Annotated in this window: 16 protein-coding genes, 1 riboswitch and 1 other annotated feature; of the genes, 10 read left to right on the plus strand and 6 right to left on the minus strand. The window is 62.1% G+C overall.

The annotated features are described in order from the left end of the window. Positions 1 to 999 (minus strand): ABC transporter substrate-binding protein, encoded by a 999-nt coding sequence (locus H6B31_RS08125; protein WP_204898065.1) that lies wholly within the window; start codon positions 997 to 999, stop codon positions 1 to 3. A 176-nt stretch (positions 1,000 to 1,175) separates the two neighbouring features. Then, positions 1,176 to 1,379, minus strand: a riboswitch (cobalamin riboswitch). Between the two features lie 183 nt (positions 1,380 to 1,562). On the opposite strand from H6B31_RS08125, the gene H6B31_RS08130 reads away from it, so the two are divergent. From H6B31_RS08130 to H6B31_RS08145, 4 genes are all read left to right on the plus strand, one after another. Continuing rightward, the gene (locus H6B31_RS08130) at positions 1,563 to 2,312 is read left to right on the plus strand and encodes an acyltransferase (RefSeq protein WP_204898066.1); all 750 of its coding nucleotides are present in this window, start codon (positions 1,563 to 1,565) and stop codon (positions 2,310 to 2,312) included. Then, positions 2,225 to 2,587 (plus strand): acyltransferase family protein, encoded by a 363-nt coding sequence (locus H6B31_RS08135; RefSeq protein WP_204898067.1) that lies wholly within the window; start codon positions 2,225 to 2,227, stop codon positions 2,585 to 2,587. Before H6B31_RS08130 ends, H6B31_RS08135 begins: the two co-directional genes overlap by 88 nt. A gap of 145 nt (positions 2,588 to 2,732) precedes the next feature. Then, positions 2,733 to 3,152, plus strand: a complete 420-nt coding sequence (locus H6B31_RS08140) for a transcriptional repressor (RefSeq protein WP_204898068.1) — start codon at positions 2,733 to 2,735, stop codon at positions 3,150 to 3,152. Further along, positions 3,149 to 3,691: an NADH peroxidase gene (locus H6B31_RS08145; RefSeq protein WP_204898069.1), complete on the plus strand. Its 543-nt coding sequence runs from the start codon at positions 3,149 to 3,151 to the stop codon at positions 3,689 to 3,691. The genes H6B31_RS08140 and H6B31_RS08145 overlap by 4 nt, the downstream gene beginning before the upstream one ends. Before the next feature lie 218 nt (positions 3,692 to 3,909). Here H6B31_RS08145 and H6B31_RS08150 read toward each other — a convergent pair whose 3' ends face one another. Then, complete coding sequence (locus tag H6B31_RS08150; RefSeq protein ID WP_204898070.1) at positions 3,910 to 4,467, minus strand: OB-fold protein; 558 nt, start codon at positions 4,465 to 4,467, stop codon at positions 3,910 to 3,912. Positions 4,468 to 4,580: 113 nt separating this feature from the next. On the opposite strand from H6B31_RS08150, the gene H6B31_RS08155 reads away from it, so the two are divergent. Then, a complete protein-coding gene (locus H6B31_RS08155) occupies positions 4,581 to 4,775 on the plus strand; it encodes a ribbon-helix-helix protein, CopG family (protein ID WP_204898071.1) in 195 nt (64 codons plus the stop codon). Between the two features lie 65 nt (positions 4,776 to 4,840). On the opposite strand, the gene H6B31_RS08160 is transcribed toward H6B31_RS08155, so the two are convergent. The 4 genes from H6B31_RS08160 to H6B31_RS08175 form a co-directional block, all read right to left on the minus strand. After that, on the minus strand, positions 4,841 to 5,653 hold the full coding sequence (locus H6B31_RS08160; protein ID WP_204898072.1) for a Cof-type HAD-IIB family hydrolase: 813 nt from the start codon (positions 5,651 to 5,653) through the stop codon (positions 4,841 to 4,843). A gap of 188 nt (positions 5,654 to 5,841) precedes the next feature. Further along, positions 5,842 to 8,253: a ferrous iron transport protein B gene (gene feoB, locus H6B31_RS08165; RefSeq protein WP_204898073.1), complete on the minus strand. Its 2,412-nt coding sequence runs from the start codon at positions 8,251 to 8,253 to the stop codon at positions 5,842 to 5,844. Positions 8,254 to 8,697: 444 nt separating this feature from the next. Continuing rightward, the gene (gene ileS / locus H6B31_RS08170) at positions 8,698 to 11,463 is read right to left on the minus strand and encodes an isoleucine--tRNA ligase (protein ID WP_204898074.1); all 2,766 of its coding nucleotides are present in this window, start codon (positions 11,461 to 11,463) and stop codon (positions 8,698 to 8,700) included. A gap of 93 nt (positions 11,464 to 11,556) precedes the next feature. Further along, a complete protein-coding gene (locus tag H6B31_RS08175; protein ID WP_204898075.1) occupies positions 11,557 to 11,793 on the minus strand; it encodes a PF20097 family protein in 237 nt (78 codons plus the stop codon). 46 nt (positions 11,794 to 11,839) lie between these two features. Further along, positions 11,840 to 12,068, minus strand: a binding site (T-box leader). Positions 12,069 to 12,802: 734 nt separating this feature from the next. On the opposite strand from H6B31_RS08175, the gene H6B31_RS08180 reads away from it, so the two are divergent. The 5 genes from H6B31_RS08180 (at position 12,803) to H6B31_RS08200 (ending at position 17,306) form a co-directional block, all read left to right on the plus strand. After that, positions 12,803 to 13,282, plus strand: coding sequence for an RNA polymerase sigma factor (locus H6B31_RS08180; protein ID WP_204898076.1), 480 nt, complete (start codon positions 12,803 to 12,805; stop codon positions 13,280 to 13,282). After that, positions 13,282 to 14,097 carry a hypothetical protein gene (locus H6B31_RS08185; RefSeq protein WP_204898077.1) on the plus strand — a complete coding sequence of 272 codons (816 nt, stop codon included), beginning with the start codon at positions 13,282 to 13,284 and terminating at the stop codon, positions 14,095 to 14,097. The genes H6B31_RS08180 and H6B31_RS08185 overlap by 1 nt, the downstream gene beginning before the upstream one ends. A gap of 123 nt (positions 14,098 to 14,220) precedes the next feature. After that, a complete protein-coding gene (locus H6B31_RS08190; RefSeq protein ID WP_204898078.1) occupies positions 14,221 to 14,517 on the plus strand; it encodes a hypothetical protein in 297 nt (98 codons plus the stop codon). An 11-nt stretch (positions 14,518 to 14,528) separates the two neighbouring features. Continuing rightward, positions 14,529 to 15,785, plus strand: a complete 1,257-nt coding sequence (locus H6B31_RS08195) for a CAP domain-containing protein (protein ID WP_204898079.1) — start codon at positions 14,529 to 14,531, stop codon at positions 15,783 to 15,785. A 72-nt stretch (positions 15,786 to 15,857) separates the two neighbouring features. Beyond that, positions 15,858 to 17,306, plus strand: coding sequence for a DUF6056 family protein (locus H6B31_RS08200; protein WP_204898080.1), 1,449 nt, complete (start codon positions 15,858 to 15,860; stop codon positions 17,304 to 17,306). Positions 17,307 to 17,331 lie beyond the last annotated feature (25 nt).

Consider the following 17,331-nt stretch of genomic DNA (forward strand, 5'->3'; position numbering starts at 1 on the left):
TCAGGCAAAACAGTCGGGGTGGAAGGCCTGGGCAAACTTCTCCACTGTGCTCCCGGTCATCGAGCTTGCAAATACCTCGCACAGCTTGACGGAGATGATGCGGTCGTTCTGAATGGCGGGCACCGTGGCTAAGGCGGGATTCTCCTTCAGCTGGGCGATTTTCTCCTCCAGGGAGGTGTCCCCATAGTCGTTGATTACGATGACCTCGGGGGCGCGTTCCACCACCGTCTCCCAGCTTACCGTGGCCCATGTGGTGTCCAGGTCCCGGAAGATATTCGTGCCCCCTGCGTGCTCGATGAGCTTGGAGGTGAAGTTGTTGCCGCAGGTGTAGGCGCCCTCCTCCTGGGCCATGTCAAAGACGAAAACCGGGGTGGCTTCCTGGCCGGCCACAGCCTCCTCCACGGCGGCGATTTGAGCTTTCATGGCGCTGACGATTTCCTCGGCCTTGTCCTCCACCTGGAAGATGCGGCCCAGGTTGTAGAAGTCCTGATACACCACGTCTACGTCGGCCCCCACGGTATACCCTTCGATGGAGGACAGGGACATGATGCCGTACTGGGAGAGGGTGTCGTGCTCTGTATTGTATTTCTCGGTGAAGGAGCTGGAGCGGCCATAGACGAAGTCGGGCTCCAGGTCCAGGATGGTCTCCAGAGAGATGTAGGTCTCCGCGGCCTGGGGAATTTCCTTATACGCCGCGTCCCACTGGGGATTGATGTCGGAGTTGGTATAGGCGGTGGCGATGATCTTGTCCCCCAGCCCCAGAGCCATGAGCTGGTCGCCGGCATTGGCGTTGGCGGCGATGACGCGCTCAGGGACGTGCGTGAATGTGACCTCTGCCCCGTCTTTGGTGGTCAGAGTGAAAGGAAACGCGCTGGAGTCTGCGGAGGCCGCGGTGTTCTGAGAGGCGTCCGAGGGGGCGGAGGAGGCCGCAGGAGTGCCGCAGGCGGCCAGGTTCCATGTCAGAAGAAGAGTCAGGGAGAGAGATAAAAATTTTTTCATATCGATTCACTTCTTTCTGTAAAAAGTATGGGTATATATGATAAAACGCCCCTCCAGTGAAACACTGGAGGGGCGCAGAACAACACAGCCGTTCCGAATGCGGGGCGGCTGATATGATGGGCTGATCTCCGCGCTGCCGTTTGGTCCGTCCGGGCGCGGGTCCTGTCCCTCCAGGGACAGAGATTCTTCCCAGGGCAGGTCTTCCGGCTTGGGTTCCCCGTCCCGCGTCCGCCTTCCCGCGTGTACCCGCAGTGGCATGCTGAACGCCGGACTCCCCCTTACGGCGGCGGTCCCGCGCGGGCTTCTCACCCGCTTCCCTATTCTCCCGGCCGGCCCCTCCGCAGGGGGAGGCCCCGGGCACCCTTGGGCGCTTTGTCCTCCCCATTGTAACGGACTGGAGAGGGCTTGTCAATCAATTTGGGGGCGGAACGCTGGAAAGAGCAGCAAATCCGCGGTTTGGGACGTTTTTAAGGGAGGAGGGGAGAGGCAGGTTGCAGTTTTCCGCCCTCCGAGGTCTTTTGAGATAACGAAGCGGAGTTCTGCACACAGGGAGAGGAGGGGCTATGAGAGAGCGCATCCCATATTTAGACGCGCTGAGATGTCTGGCCATCTTCCTGGTGGTGCTGCTGCACAACGACGCGCCGGTGGTTGTGAACACGGCCTGCTACGGCCGCCCCTCCTGGTATCTCTGCATGTTCCTGGACGGGGCGGTCCGCCTGGGGGTGCCCCTGTTTTTTATGATCAGCGGGTGCCTGCTGCTGGGCAAACCGGAGACGGCGGAACCGGCGGCCTTTTACCGGAAAAAGCTGCCCAGGCTCCTGGTGCCGCTGGCGGTTTGGAATGTGATTTATCACTGGACCAACGCCTGGCAGTTCCACACGGACACGGGGCTCCTGGCGCTGCTCCAGAAGGCATTTAACCGGGGGACCGGCTATCACATGTGGTACATATATGTCCTGCTGGGCCTCTACCTCCTGTGCCCCTTTCTCAAGCGAATGGTGGACGGCTGTACGCCCCGCCAGTTGGCGGCCCTGGCGGGGATTATCCTGCTGCCCGCCTCCGTACTGCCCCTGGTGAGCCAGATGGTCTCCTGGTCCGTGGTCCCGTTGGACATGCTGATGCCGGGGCAGGCGGCCTATTTCCTGCTGGGGTATGGGCTGGGGCGGTGGACCCTGAGCGGGCAGCAGCGGGTTTTCCTCTATCTGGGGGGGCGGCGGGCTATCTGGTGTGTACGGCGGTCAATCTGCTCTCCGCCTCCCCCCAGGAGATCCCCCTCCCGTTCAGCGGAGGGGACACCATCTTCCACTACCTGACGGCCTGCGCTCTGTTTGTGTGGGTCCGCACCCTTTGGGAGAAACGGGAGGAGGTCCTGCGGTCCCTCGCCCGCCCCCTCACCTGGCTGTCCCGGCGGGCCTTCGGGATCTACTGGGTCCACCCCCTGGTGCTGGACCTGGTGACCAGGCAGGTGGGGGGCGGCCTGACTGGTCTGGAGTATCTGGCCGTCCGGCTGGGCCTGACCTTTGGGATCTCCCTGGCCTTCTCCCAGGCGGTATCCCGCATCCCCGTCCTAAAAAAACTGCTGCTCTAAAACACGCGGACCTTCTCCGTTGACTGGGGAGGTCCGCGTTTTGATGCCCCGGCGAAAATTTTTTGAAATTCCCTCTTTACAAACGGGGCGGAGTATGATAGTATCTTCTTGCAAACAAGAATTACTATTGTTAGGAGGGCGGAACGTGGAGCGCGCAACTCGATACAGCAAGAAGCGGGAAGCCATTTTGGACGTCATCCGCAGTTCGGACGCGCACCCCTCCGCTGAATGGATTTACCAAGCCTTGAAGCCGGCCCACCCGGACCTGAGTCTGGGAACCGTGTACCGGAACCTGCTTTTCTTTCAGCGTCAGGGGACCATTCAAAGCGTAGGCGTCGTCCATGGACAGGAGCGGTTTGACGCCGTTACCACCCCGCACAGTCACTTTGTTTGCAACACCTGCGGCGCGGTCATCGATCTCCACGGGATTTCGATGGATGCCAATTTGAACCGCGCGGTCAGGGAGCAATATGGGTTCGAGGTGGACCGCCACGAACTCACCTTTTACGGCAAATGCCAAGCTTGCATGCAAGCAGAAAAACATGAGGAGGACGTATTAGCATGAAGAAGTTTGTTTGTTCCGTCTGTGGTTACGTACACGAGGGCGAGACCGCGCCCGATTTCTGCCCCATCTGCAAGGCCCCCAAGGAGAAGTTCGTGGAGCAGGCCGGCGAGAAGAGCTGGGCCGCTGAGCACGTGGTAGGCGTGGCTCAGGGCGCTCCCGAGGAGATTCTCCAGGGCCTGCGTGAGAACTTCCAGGGCGAGTGCTCCGAGGTGGGCATGTACCTGGCCATGGCCCGTGTGGCCCACCGCGAGGGCTACCCCGAGATCGGCCTGTACTGGGAGAAGGCCGCCTATGAGGAGGCCGAGCACGCCGCTAAGTTCGCCGAGCTGCTGGGCGAGGTGCTGACCGATTCCACCAAGAAGAACCTGGAGATGCGCGTCGACGCCGAGAACGGCGCCACCGCCGGCAAGTTCGAGCTGGCCAAGAAGGCCAAGGAGCTGAACCTGGACGCCATCCACGACACCGTGCATGAAATGGCGCGCGACGAGGCCCGGCACGGCAAGGCTTTCGAGGGCCTGCTGAAGCGCTACTTCGGCTAATTGAAACCGCAGAAACAAGCACTTTTCGAGAGGGAATGGGGAGACCTGTTCCCTCTCTTTTTGTGCGCATGGTGTCCCAAGGGTGTCCCGTCGCCAGTTGGCCGTGTTCTAAATCAAGAAAAAGTGTCCCGTATAAAAGGTGGTCCTAAAACAGCATAATCATAATAATAAATATGAACAGAGGACGGTACTGTTGGTATACCGCCCTCTGTTTGCTTTCACTCCTCAACTGGTTCTATAACAGTTTCTATACCACAGTTATAGAGAACAACATCATTGCGAACGAACTCTTTAAGTTGAACATCATCCCCTACAAGCCAAACTACTCTGTTACCATCGCTTACAGTCTGCAAAAATTCTGTATCAAATGGTGCACCGACTATGCTGCTGGTGACGTTGACAACATCACCAACATTGAAATCAGCTAAATCATAAGTGGAATTATCTTCGCTCAGGACCAAACACCAGCCCTCTTCAAAGACAATTTTCTGCTGGCTCGACAAAACACTGCCAGGTTCAACGATTACGCTGGTGTCTACTTTGATATTGCTGATTGTACCAGTGAACTGGATTTCCGCATATTGATATAGCTTATTGAAACTTGCCTCATTGGAATCATAAGCATCAATCAACTCTTCGGCCGTCATTGTAACTGTATCGCCTTCATTTGTTTTAATTGTTGCCGCGGATGTGTCAGAATGATTGCTTCCGCCACCGCAAGCCGCCAGGGGCAGCATGAGCGCTGCTGAAAGTACAAATGCCAGTAACTTTTTCATTTTGCCACCGCTCCACATACACTAAAATTTGTAGTATATTTTACACTATAATATTATAGTATATAAAAACTAATGCTGTCAAGGTAAACTAAAACTACAAACGAGGTGGCAGCATGGAAAAAGAAATCAAAATTACGAAGAAAGCCGCCCGCAGAGGCGACGATGGTTATAAAGTTGTATCGGTGCGAATGAAGGAAGAAATGCTCGAGCGTTTGGATGAGCTTTCATCACAGACAAATAGGTCGCGCAATGAGTTGATCAACCTTCTGCTGGATGCGGCCATGAAAATTGTAAAGGTAGAAGAATAAAGGCGGAGATGCCAGAAATATCTGGGCATCTCCGCCTGCTCTCTTTCTTGATCAATGTTTCAACATTACGTGTTTTGCTCTAAACACCACCGGATGGCCTCGGCCACGCCGTCATGCCCGTTGTCCGCCGCCACATACCGGGCGGCCGCCTTCACCTGGGAATTGGCGTTGCCCATGGCGATGGGGGTCCCCACCACCTCCAGCATGGACAGGTCGTTGGGGCTGTCTCCCACGGCGGCGCACCGCTCCAGGGGCACCCCCTGCAGGAGGGACATGAGGGCCAGGGTGCGGCCCTTGCCCACCTTGGCGGGGACCAGCTCAAAGTCCCGGTCGCTGGAGGCGGTGAGGGACACCCCCTCCAGGGCGGCGAGCTCTTTGAGGGGGTAGCTGGCCGGGTCCCCGTCCCCGTGGAGCTTGGTCAGGGGGAGGTCGTGCTCCTCCAGATAGGCAATGGGGTCCTCTGTCACCACGGCGTTGTCGTGAAAACAGGGGAAGGGGTAGTGCTTCATCAGCAGCTTTTTGGAGTAGGGGTCCAGCACGATGGCCTCACCCGCGAAGATCATCAGGACGATCTCCCGGTTCAGGCACAGCTCCAGAGCCCGGCGGCCGGTCTCCCGGGGGAGGTCCCACCGGCGGAGGTGGGCGCCGGTGCGGGTGTCGCACATGACCGCGCCCCCCAGGGCGGCGGCCAGCACGCCGCAGCCAGCCTCCTGGGCGAAATAGGCGGCCTCAGGGGCGGCCCGGCCGGTGGCCAGAAACACCTCTACGCCGGCGGCCCGAGCCTGGGCGATGGCGTCCTTGGAGGCCTGGGTGACCCGGCCCGACGGGTCCAGCAGGGTACCGTCTAGGTCCAGAGCGATCAGGTCGATTTTGTTCATAAAAACACCCCGAATGAAAATGCAGAATGCAGAATACAGAATGCAGAATGAAATGTAAAAAGACGGCTTGTTGCGGAAAATAGAAGAAGGCCGTCCCCATTATAGCGGAAGGCGGGAAAAAGAACAAGGAGCGCCTGGGACGAAAGGGTCCCGGCGCTCCTTGGGGTGTTTATGAGGTTTTCACAAATTTATACGAATCCAAGGGCCAGTCCCACCGTGTGCACCAGCAGGGAGACCACGTAGGCCACGCCGATCTGCCAGCACACGGAGAAGACGGTCCACTTGGCGCTGCCCAGCTCCTTGGCCATGGTGGAGGTGGCCGCCACGCAGGGGACATACAGCAGGATGAACACCAGCATGGAGAAGGCGGAAAGGGGGGTGAACCCCGTCATGGCCGCCGCCACCGCCGTACCGGCGGCGGTGAGGGAGAAGCCGTAGAACATAGACAGGGAGGACACCACCATCTCCTTGGCGATAAAGCCGGTGAGCAGGGCCACCGCCGCCTGCCAGAAGCCGAAGCCCAGGGGGGCGAAGACGGGGGCGATGAGGGCGCCCAGGGTGCCCAGCATGGAGTTGGCCGCATCGTCCACCATGTGCAGGGAGAAGTCAAAGGACTGGAGCAGCCACAGCACAATGGACATGGCCAAAATCAGAGTGCCCGCCTTCACCAGGAAGCCCTTCACCTTCTGCCACACGTGGGTGGCGATGTTCTCCATGGAGGGGAAGCGGTAGGGGGGCAGCTCCAGCACAAAGGGGGCGGGCTCCCCGGCGAACAGGGTGTGCTTGAAGAGAATGCCGGACAGGATGCCCACCACCATGCCGATGACGTACAGCCCGAACACCACCAGCCCAGCCCAGGGGCCGAAGAAGGCGGCGGACAGCAGGCCGTACACCGGCAGCTTGGCGGAGCAGGACATGAAGGGGATGAGGAGGATGGTCATGCGCCGGTCCTTCTCATTCTCCATGGTGCGGGCCCCCATGATGGCGGGCACCGAGCAGCCGAAGCCCATGAGCATGGGAATAAAGGCTTTGCCGGAGAGGCCGAAGCGCCTTAAAAGCCGGTCCATGATGAAGGCCGCCCGGGACATGTAGCCCGAGTCCTCCAGGAAGGACAGGAAGAAGAACAGCAGGGCGATCTGGGGCAGGAAGGACAGCACGCCGCCCACGCCGGAGATGATGCCGTCACACACCAGGCTGATGACCACGGCGGGGGCTCCGGCGGCGGTGAGGGCGCCCTCCAGCCAGCCGGAGAACAGGTCGATGAGGGCACTCACCCCGTCCTGGAGCCAGGAGCCAAAGGGGCCGAAGGTGATGACGAACATCACCAGCATAGCGCACAGAAACAGAGGGAGGGCGGTGTACTTGCCGGTGACGATCCGATCGATCTTCTCGGTGAGGGTGGGGCCCTCCGAGCCCTTGCCCTTCACCACCGAGGCGTGGACCACCCGCTCAATATAGCGGTAGCGGCTGTCGGCCACCAGGGTCTCCCGGTCCCCCAGGGCGCTGGAGGCCTCGTACTCGGCGATGATGGCATCCAGCTTGTTCTGCACGTCGGCGGGGAGGTTCAGAGCCTTGGCCACAATGCCGTCCCCCTCCAGCAGCTTGATGGAGGCCCAATGGGCGGGCAGGTTGGCGGCGTAGGCGTAGTCGTGGATGAGCTCGCCCATACGGTGGTGGATGTCGTGGGTGAAGTCGTCGTACAGGTCGTCGGGCTCATAGGTGACTCCCAGGTGCATCTGCCGGTGGGCCACCTGGAGAAGTTCGTCCAGTCCCTCGCCGGTCTTGGCGGTGATGGGGACCACCGGGACCCCCAGCTCCTTGGACAGGCGCTCCACGTCGATCTGATCCCCTCGGGCCTTTACCTCGTCCATGAAGTTCAGGGCCAGCACCAGGGGCCGCTCCAGCTCCAGCAGCTGGACGGTTAAGTACAGGTTGCGCTCCAGATTGGTGGCGTCCACAATGTCGATGACCGCGTCGGGGCCCTCCCCGATGATAAAGTCCCGGGCCACGATCTCCTCCATGGAGTAGGGGGACAGGGAGTAGATGCCCGGCAGGTCCACCACCGTGATGGACCGGTCCCCCAGGTGGGCGGTGCCCTCCTTCTTCTCCACGGTGACGCCGGGCCAGTTGCCCACGTACTGGTTGGAGCCGGTGAGGGCGTTGAACAGGGTGGTCTTGCCGCAGTTGGGGTTGCCCGCCAGGGCCACCTTCATGGTGCGGGTGTCGTGGGCGTTGTGGTCATAGGGCTTCTCGTGGTGCTCCAGCTCGTGGACGTGATCCCGGAGCTGGCGGCGGTCACGCTCCGGGTCCGGGGCGCCGGGCTTGGAGGCCGCCTGCGGCTTGGCCTGGACCGGGCCGATCTGGATCTGGCCCGCGTCCTCCTTCCGCAGAGAGAGCTCATAGCCCCGGAGGGAGACCTCCAGCGGGTCCCCCAGGGGGGCGATTTTGGTGACCTTCACCACTGTTCCCGGGGTCAGACCCATGTCCACCAGCCGCCGCTTCACCGCGCCCGACTGGTTGCCCACGGATACAATCATGCCGCTCTCCCCGGGAGAGAGCTCCTGGAGAGTGCGGGCTTGGGATTCTTTGGTGTGATTCATAGCAGACGATGCTCCGATCCGAATGTGTCAAGTGCTCCATTCCGCTCCATTTTACCGGAAAGGCGGTAGGTTTGCAAGTGGCAACCTGACGGACTCAGCCGAGCGCAGAGGGTTTTTTTCGGAGTTTTTTCGCCAGAAAAACAGGCGCCCTCCCAAAACGGGAGGACGCCTCAGTATGTCGAAAAACCTCTGTTCAGACAAATCCGCCCGAGTGTTGGCGGGGGAGCTCGAGGGGGCGGCAGCCCGCCTCGAGTGGGATCGAATGCCCTGAATGCCTTGCTTGGCAAGGCGTTCAGCGAGCGCAGCGAGGACTTTTCCGCCGCGCAGCGGTGGGAAAGTATTGGCATTTTTCAGGCTGTCAGAAAAGTCCTTGGACTTTTTTGACAGCCTGCGGCGTCCTCCCAAAACGGGAGGACGCCGGAAAAATTTTGGAGGACAGAGAGCTTACAGCTGGATGGTGCGGATGACTTTGGCGCAGCGGGGGCACAGGGTGGGGTGCTCGGTGTCGGAGCCCACCTTGATGTGGTGCTTCCAGCAGCGCTCGCACTTCTCGCCGGCGGCCTCGGCCACGGAGACGGACAGCTCGCCGCCCACGGTCACCTGGACCTGGGAGACGATGAACAGGTCGGCCAGCTTCTCCTGGTTCATCTCGGCCAGGAAGGCGTCCTCCGCCGGGACGGTGAGGGACACCTTGGCCTCCAGGCTCTTGCCGATCTTCTTCTCGTTCCGGGCGGCCTCCAGGGCGGCGTTGATGGCGTCCCGGACGGAGACGATCTTGTCCCACTTGGCCATGTCCGCTTCGGACAGGGCGTAGGCGGCAAAGGGCTGGTTCATCTCGTTGAGGACCACGTTGCGGGTGTCCTCGCCCTCCTGGTGGGGCATGGCCAGCCAGATCTCGTCACAGGTGAAGGCCAGGATGGGGGCGAACAGCTTGGCGATGGTGTCCAGGATGAGCCACAGGGCGGTCTGGGCGCTGCGGCGCTCCAGGCTGTCCGCGCCCTCGCAGTACAGGCGGTCCTTGATGATGTCCAGGTAGAAGGAGGACAGCTCCACCACGCAGAAGTCGTTGATGGCGTGGCTCACCACGTGGAACTCGTAGTTGTCATAGGCGGCGAAGCACTTCTCGGTGAGCTCGTTGAGCTTGGTCACCGCCCAGCGGTCCAGCTCCAGCATGTCCTGGGGGGCCACCAGATGGTTGGGGTCAAAGCCGTCCAGGTTGCCCAGGCAGTACCGGGCGGTGTTGCGGAACTTCAGGTAGTTCTGGGAGAGCTGCTTGAAGATGTTGTCGGAGCAACGCACGTCCACGTGGTAGTCGGCGGAGCCGGCCCACAGGCGGATCATGTCGGCGCCGTACTTCTTGAAGATGTCGGCGGGGTCCACGCCGTTGCCCAGGGACTTGTGCATGGCCTTGCCCTCGCCGTCCACGGTCCAGCCGTGGGTGATGCACTCCTTGAAGGGCGCGCCCTTGCCCAGGGCGCCCACGGCGGTGAGCAGGGAGGACTGGAACCAGCCGCGGTACTGGTCCAGGCCCTCCATATACACGGTGGCGGGCCAGAAGCCCTGGTCCTTCTGCATGGAGGCGAAGTGGGTGGAGCCGGAGTCGAACCAGCCGTCCAGGGTGTCCTCCTCCTTGGTGAAGCCGCTCTTGGAGGAGCAGTGGGGGCAGGCGAAGTCCTTGGGGAGGATGTCCGCCGCGTCCATCTCATACCAGGCGTTGGAGCCCTTCTCGGCGAAGAGCTTGCTCACCGCCTCAATGGTCTCGTCGGTGCAGACGGGCTTGCCGCAATCGGCGCAGTAGAACACGGGGATGGGCAGGCCCCAGCGGCGCTGGCGGCTGATGCACCAGTCGGCCCGCTCCCGGATCATGGACTTCATCCGGTCGATGCCCCAGCCGGGCACCCAGCGCACGTCGTCGCAGGCGGCGCAGGCCTCGTCCTTGAAGGAGTCCACGGAGCAGAACCACTGGGGGGTGGCCCGGAAAATGATGGGCTTCTTGCAGCGCCAGCAGTGGGGGTAGGAGTGGACGATGTCCTCGCTGGCAAAGAGCATGCCGCTCTCCTTCATGTCGTTGAGGATGACGGGGTTACTTTCGTCGGTCTTCATGCCGGCGTACTTGCCGGCGTAGTCGGTGTGGCGGCCCTGGTCGTCCACGGGGACCACCAGCTCCACCTTGTAGCGCTTGCAGGTCTCGTAGTCGTCGGCGCCGAAGCCGGGGGCGGTGTGGACGCAGCCGGTACCGGAGTCCATGGTGACGTACTCGGCGCAGCACAGCAGGGAGTCCTTGTCCAGGAAGGGGTGGCGGGCCTTCATATACTCAAAGTCAGAGCCCGCGAAGCGGGCGGCGATCTCATAGTGCTCGATGCCGCCGGCCTTCATCACCTTCTCGGTCAGCGCCTCGGCCAGGATATACTGCTCGCCGTTGTCCGCCTTCACCAGCACGTAGCTCTCCCGGGGGTGGACGGCGATGGCCATGTTGCCGGGCAGGGTCCAGATGGTGGTGGTCCAGATGAGGAAGTAGGTCTTGGACAGGTCGCCGTACTGGGAGAGCTTGCCCAGGTCGTCCTTCACCGGGAACTTCACGTACACGGTGGTACAGGGGTCGTCCTGGTACTCGATCTCGGCCTCGGCCAGGGCGGTCTCGTCGTGGGGGCACCAGTACACGGGTTTCAAACCCTTGTAGATATAGCCCTTCTTGTACATGGCCCCAAAGACCTTGACCTCCTCGGCCTCAAAGCCCGGGTCCATGGTCTTGTAGGGATGCTCCCAGTCCCCCAGTACGCCCATGCGCTTGAAGCCGTCCATCTGGATGTCGATATACTTCTGAGCGTAGTCGTGGCAGGCGGAGCGGAACTCGGCCACGGACATGTTCTTGCGGTTGAGCTTCTGCTCCTTGATGATGGCGCTCTCGATGGGCATGCCGTGGTTGTCCCAGCCGGGGATATAGGGGGTGTAGTAGCCCCGCATGGCGTAGGACCGGGTGATAAAGTCCTTGATGGACTTGTTCAGGGCGTGGCCCATGTGCAGTCCGCCGTTGGAGAAGGGAGGGCCGTCGTGGAGGGAGAACAGAGGCTTGCCCTCGTTCTTCTTGAGCAGCTCGTTGTACAGGTCCAGGTCGTTCCAGTGCTGGAGCATGTCGGGCTCCCGCTTGGGCAGACCGGCCCGCATGGGGAAGTCGGTCTTCGGCAGGTTGATGGTCTTGTTGTAGTCCATGGGTCGTGTTCCTCCATTTATGAAATCAATTTGTTGTTTGTATCCATTCATAGGGGTGCGCTGTGCGCGCCAGCGGGCGGCCACAGGCCGCCCCTACGGCAGCTGATAGGGAAAACAGACAATCCCGCAGGTGCGGCAGAGCATGGTGTCGGGATAGTCATGAAACGGGAAGGAAAAATTCCCGGAAGAGGTATCGCCCAGCGGCCGCAGCATGACTTTGTCCTTGGGAGTACGAAAGACGGGGAGATTTTTCTGCTGTGTCCAATAGGGGTACTTGTCCGCGTACATGGTGCCGGATTCCATGGGCTTTCCGCATTTGGGGCAGTTCATGTGGATGAGTTCCCTCCTTATGAAAACAAAAACGCCTTTGTCTCATCAAAGAGACAAAGGCGTAAACCTCTGCGGTACCACTCTTCTTGCCGGAAAGGCGCAGCGATCCGGCCACTCAGGTATGCCCGGTAACGGGGGCGGGCCGGAGGGGCCTACTGCTGTTTCAGCCCTCTGCTCCAAGGGGATCTTCCCCGCGTCCTCCCGTCCGCCTTGCACCAAACGGCGGCTCTCTGTGCGTCTTGGAGGCGGGTACTTGGCCTTTTCTGCGCATTCTTGCGATATACTCTCCTATCTTATCCGCTTCCCTGCGGCTTGTCAAGAATTTTATTGCCAATTTTGTGCGCCTGGGGCATACTGGCCTTGGCAGAGGGGACGGACGGGCTGCGGGCACGGCAGGAAGCTCTTTGGGAAATGGAATCCCCCCGCCGCTTCGCGGCACCCCCCTTTGACAAGGGGGGCTTTCGGGCGGGTCTGGGACCCGCCCCTACGAAAATACAGAAAGCTGTCCGGTAAACGCCGTAGGGGCCGGTGACCTCGGCGGCCCGCGGGCGCACAATGTGCGCCCCTACGGGGGAAACCGGACCGGGAGCGATAGATGAGAAAAGACAGGCGCAGGTGTGGGACCGCAGTTGTTAAAAATTTTACATACTCAGGCCCCCGGTGGGGCCGGATGGGACCGCACCCAAGCACTCCTGATTTTGCGCGCCGAAAGGATTCCGCCTGCTCTAAGGAGTAACCCCCGTAACGGGGGTCCTAGGGGGGCGGCGAATATGGACACGAAGTGTCCATCCTGAGCCGACCCCCTAGCGGTTCTTTGGTGACTTTCTGGCCGTCCAGAAAGTCACTCGCCCCGCAGGGCGAAACTCTCCGTGACAAACGAAACCGCTCTATCATCGCCCCCATCCGCCCCTTCGGGCAGGCGGCGAAATTCCCCAAAAGAATAAAAATTTGTTTCCCCTGAAAAATTCCGCCCCTGTGAACCGTGTTAGAAGTGAAGGGAGTGAGGATCATGGCTCCAGCTGGTACCCAGGAGACCATCTGCCGGATCGTGGAGGAGTACAGCGACATGCTGCTGCGGCTGGCCTGCACCCGCCTGGATTCTACCCAGGACGCGGAGGACGCCGTACAGGAGGTTTTCTTGTTGCTGCTCACCTCCAAGCCCGTGTTCCGGGACGCCGGACACGAGAAGGCCTGGCTGATCCGCGCCACCCTGCACCGCGCCAGCGACATTCGTCGCCGGGCGGAGAAACGGAACGTCCCCTTGGAGACGATGGAGAACTCCCCCGCCCGGGAGGAGGAGGGAGGCGGGCTGCTGGCCGCCGTGCGGGCCCTGCCCCAGAAGTACAGCAGCGTCATCCATCTGCACTACTACGAGGGGTATTCCATTCAGGAAATTTCAAAACTGCTGGGCCTGCCCGCCCCCACGGTGGGCACGCGCCTGGCCCGCGGCCGGGAGCGGCTGCGGCAGATGTTGAAGGAGGAAGCGTAATGGACCGGAAAACCTATCGGGAGGCCTTTGACAAGCTGACCTTTTCCCCGGATTTTCAGGCGCGCACCCAGGCACTGCTGCACCAGCGCGCCCAGGCAATGGAACAGGAGGAAACATCCATGAAGATCAAGCATCTGAGAAAACCCGCCGTGTTCGCGGCGGTGGCCGCCCTGCTGGTGGTGTCGGTGTCCGCCGCAGCCTATTTTCTCTCCCCCGCCCAGGTGGCGGAGCACACCGGGAACACCCTGCTGGCCCAGGCCTTCGAGAGTGAGGATGCGGTGCTGCTCAACGAGACGGTGGAGAGCGGGGGGTATCAGATCACCCTCTCCGGTCTGGTGTCCGGGGCGGGGCTGAGCCAGTGGACACAGGACGTGGAGCAGTCCCACACCTACGCGGTGGTGAGCGTCCAGCGCACCGACGGCGAGGCCATCACCCAGGAGAACTTCGACCTCAGCCGGCACACCCTCACGCCGCTGGTGTCCGGCTACTCCCCCCTGGTGGTGAACAGCTGGACCCTGGAGGGAGGGGTGACGGGCTTTGCCCAGGACGGCGTATACTACTATCTGCTGGACACCCTGGACCTGAACCCCTTTGCCGACCACACGGTGTACCTGGCCTTCTATGAGGGGAGCTCTATCCCCTCCCGGGAGCAGTTCACCATAGGGGAGGACGGCGCCATCGCCTTCCGGGAGGATTTTGCAGGCGCCCACGCCCTGTTCACCCTGCCCCTGGACGAGAGCCTGGCCGACCCGGAGGCCGCCCAGGACTTTATTGACGGCACCGGATTTGACCCCATGTTTGGCTTTGCCCCGTAAACCGCCCATGAGAGGGCCGCTGCACCGCCGCAGCGGCCCTCTCAGCTTGTCGAAGAACCTCTGTTTAGACGAATCCGCCCGAGTATTGGCGGGGGAGCTCGAGGGGGCGGCAGCCCGCCTCGAGTGGGATCAAATGCCCTGAATGCCTTGCTTGGCAAGGCGTTCAGCGAGCGCAGCGAGGACTTTTCCACCGTTGAACGGCGGGAAAGTAATGGCATTTTTTCAGGCTGTCGGAAAAGTCCCTTGGACTTTTTCGACAGCCTGAGAGGGCCGCTGCACTGCCGCAGCGGTCCTTTTTTGCGGGCAAAAGCAGAGCAGCCGGATATTGGCTGGAAAAACCGGATTTCCAGCCGGTTTCCCTGTACTTTTCCAGCCGGGTGTGGTATGATTTTCTCAGAACAGCCGCCTGACGCGGCGTAAGGAGGATATTTATGAAACGCTTATCTGCCTGCGCACTGTCCCTGGCTCTGTCTGTCTCAATGATTCTGCCCGCCGGAGCGGCGGGAGCCGCCTTTACCGATGTGCCCCAGGACCACTGGGCCAACCCCTATGTGGAGGCCATGACCCAGAAGGGTGTGGTGACCGGTGTGGGGAATGGCCGCTTCAATCCGGACGGGAATCTGTCCACCGCGGAATTTGCCGTGATGCTCACCCAGGCCTTCTGTCCGAAGGAAGTGGCCGACCCGGAGGAGGGGGCCGCCTGGTGGGAGCCCTATCTGAATGCCGCCTGGGAGGCCGGCTATCTCACCGACACCACCGCCGGATTCAGCTATGCCGATGGGAGTTGGGACGTCGATGTGGTGACCGCCCCCATGACCCGGTACGACATGGCCCAGGCCATGAACAACACCGCGGTGGCCGAGAAGATGACCCTGCCCACCGATGAGCAGCGGGAGGCGGCCCAGGCCGCCATCGGAGATTTTGACTCCATCCCAGAGGACTATGAGAGCGCCGTGGTGGCCATGTACGCCCTGGGCTACCTGTCCGGCGTCAACGCCAACGGGGACTTCGGCGGCGAGAGCACCATGACCCGGGCCCAGTCCTGCGTGGTGATGAGCAAGCTGCTGGGGACCGAGGTGGAGACCACGCCTGAGACCCCGGATGAGGGGACTGCCGGCGGCACCGGGGACACAACTCCTGCCGAGGAGCCCGAGACCCCTGCGGAGGACGCCGGGACCGGGACCGAAACCCCGGAGAAGCCCGAGACCCCGGATGAGGGCACTGCCGGAGGCACCGCAGGTTCCACCCCTGTTGAGGAGGAGACCCCGGCGGAGGATACCGGAAGCGAGTCCGCGGACACGGTGGCCGCCTATGAGCAGGAGGTATTCGACCTGGTGAACCAGATCCGGGAGGAGAACGGCCTGGAGCCCTTCGTGTACAACGAGACCCTGGCCGAGACCGCCCGGGCCCACAGCCAGGACATGATCGACCGGAATTTCTTTGACCACACCAATCCCGACGGCAAGTCTCCCTTTGACCGGATGCGGGACAACGGCCTGAGTTTCTCCATGGCTGCGGAGAACATCGCCGCCGGCCAGCGCACCCCGGAGGAAGTGGTGGAAAGCTGGATGAACTCCGAGGGCCACCGGGCCAACATCCTGGGCGGCTGTAAGGAGCTGGGCGTGGGCCTGGCTCTGGGCGGACACTATGGCTACTACTGGACCCAGTGCTTTGCCACTGTGCGCTGAATATTCAGTACGATACGGGACGGCCCCCTCCCGGCTGCGGGAGGGGAGCCGCTTTTTTAGGGGGAAGGACCCATGAGATCCAGCCACACCCTCCGGGGCGGACGGCTCCCGGCAGCGCTGGCCCTGATTGGACTGGCGCTGCTGGGGCTGCTGTTCGTCCCGGAGTGCGACGACTGCTATTTTGTATACTGGAGCTTTGACTCCCTGAGAGACTGGCTGCTCACCCGGCCCTCCACGGCGGGGGCGGAGATCGTGGGCGTGCCGGAGAATGGCCGCTACCTGGGGAACCTGCTGGGGGTGCTCCAGGGCAAGCTGTACTTCGTCCCAGTTGTGGGCCCCATTCTCCGGGGGCTGCTGATGGGCGGGGCGCTGTGGGCCCTGGTGTGCCTGCTGGCCCGGAGGGCACGGCGGGGGCCGGTGGGTCGGGGAGAGGCATTTTCCATAGCCCTGGCCCTGGTGCTTCTGGCCCCGAGGGGGATCTGGCAGGAGGCCTTCTCCTGGGGGGCGGGGCTGGTAAACTACCTGCTGCCCATGGTGATCCTCCTGGTGCTGCTGGAGCTCTTTGCCCGGCGGCGGCCGCCCTCCGCCCTGCTGGCGGGGGCGCTGGCCTTCTGCGGCTGTCTCTTTATGGAGACCACCACCATCCTCCTGGCGGCGGGCGGGTGCCTGTGCGCCCTGCTGTTCCGGCACTCAGACCGGCGGCGGGCGGCCATGGGGGTGTGGCTGGGGAGCTGGCTGGGCGCCCTGGTCATGTTCACTGCCTCCGGCTATCGCAGCGGCACCAACGCCGACCGGCGGCTGGACGCGTCCCTGGCCCTGGAGCACCTGCGGCAGATCGTGACCGAGGCGGTGGTGTTCCCAGCGGCGGCCGCCCTGATCATCAGCGTTCTGCTGGTGTGGCTGGTATGGAAGGGGGGAGGCCGGTGGAAGATCCCCGCCCTGGTCCTGGTCCCTCTCCACCTGCTTCAGCTGTGGCGGGCGGCGGAGAACTGGCTGGGGGAGCCCCGGTACGACGATTTCTCTCTGTGTGTCGGTCTGGCCCTGGCGGCGGTGTGGTGCCTCCTGCTGGCTCAGACCCGGGGGACCGCCCCCGTCTGGGGGGCGGTGCTGGCCTTGGGACTGCTGTGCGGGCCGCTGCTCTTTGTCACCCCCATCGGCCCCCGGAATTTCCTGCCCCCCTATGTGCTGCTCTCCCTCATCGCCCTGCTGCTCTACCGGGAGGCCAGGGAGCAGGGGCTGCCCGGCCTCACCCGGCTGGCGGCGCCTCTGTCCGCACTGGCCCTGGCGGGCCTTGTGTGGGTGTACGGCTGCAACTGCCTGGTCTATCACCAGCGGCTCTCCTACGCCCGGGAGCAGGCGGCGGCGGGGGCGGAGAGCATCACCCTCCCCCTGCTCCCCTATGACCGGTGGGCCATCAACGAGACGGTGGGGAAGGGGGACATCTCCTACCTGGTCTACCGGGAGGTCCCCTGGGACGTGGCCTTCACCTTCGTCCCATGGGCGGAATATACGGCCCCCTGACCGGGGGAGGCAGAAACACCAACCG

It is taken from the genome of Pseudoflavonifractor capillosus, assembly GCF_016899775.1.
In the GTDB taxonomy this organism is placed as follows: domain Bacteria; phylum Bacillota; class Clostridia; order Oscillospirales; family Oscillospiraceae; genus Lawsonibacter.